This window comes from Kytococcus sp. HMSC28H12, from assembly GCF_001816045.1.
Classification (GTDB): domain Bacteria; phylum Actinomycetota; class Actinomycetes; order Actinomycetales; family Dermatophilaceae; genus Kytococcus; species Kytococcus schroeteri.
In genome coordinates, this window is record NZ_KV824549.1 from 329 (window position 1) to 1,177 (window position 849).

Below are 849 nucleotides of genomic sequence, written 5' to 3' on the forward strand. Positions count from 1 at the left end.
TCACGCGACCCGGGCCCCGGCATCGGCGGGAGGGGCTGTTCAGAGGCCGGTGGCCAGCAGGCTGTAGTTGCCGCTGCCGGCCCAGGAGTAGACCATCCAGCGGTAGTAGCCGGCGCCGGCGGAGTAGGTGATCTCCTCGGTGCCGGTGCGGCTGGTGGACTTGGCCACGTAGTCCCAGCTGGCGCCGTTCCACTTCTGCAGGTACAGGGCGAACTCGCCGTCGGCCTTCAGGCAGGCGTGCTGCGTGGAGGCCGACGTGGTCCGGAACCACGACCCGTTGGGCAGGATGTCGCGGTCTCCCTGGCCGGAGAGGGCGCCGGTGGTGGAGGCCAGGCCCGTGCAGCCGGTGGGCTCCGGGTCGGTGCCCGGGTCCGGGTCGGTCCCCTCGCCCAGGCTGTTGACCGCCGCGAGCACGTTGGGCAACGGGCCGATGTGGCCGCCGGAGCCCTTCTGCGGGGTGCCCGTCTTCACCAGGAGGGAGCGCATCTGCGCCGGGGTGAGCGAGACGCCCTTCTGCTGGGCCACGGAGGACACCAGGGCCACGGCGCCGGTCACGATGGGGGAGGCCGAGGAGGTGCCGGAGAACTGGTCGGTGTACTGCACGGTCTCGTCGCCACCCTGCAGGTCGCCGTACCCGGCGCTGGCCACCATCTCGCCCCAGCCCTGCACGTTCACACGCGAGCCGTAGGTGGAGTAGCTCAGGACCTCGCCGGGCGTCCGGCCGCTGCGGGAGCTGGCGCCCGCGCCGACGATGATGGCGCCGGAGTCGCCCTTGCCGTCGGGGAAGCCCTCGCCGCCGTAGCAGGGGTCGTCGAGGTCCTGGGCGCCGTTGCCGGCGGCCTCCACCAC

Annotated in this window: 1 protein-coding gene; it reads right to left on the bottom strand. The window is 72.9% G+C overall.

What is annotated here, in order from left to right:
* Positions 1 to 39: 39 nt before the first annotated feature.
* The coding region (locus tag HMPREF3099_RS08230; protein WP_168168487.1) for a S8 family serine peptidase at positions 40 to 849 on the bottom strand (810 nt) is incomplete at its 5' end.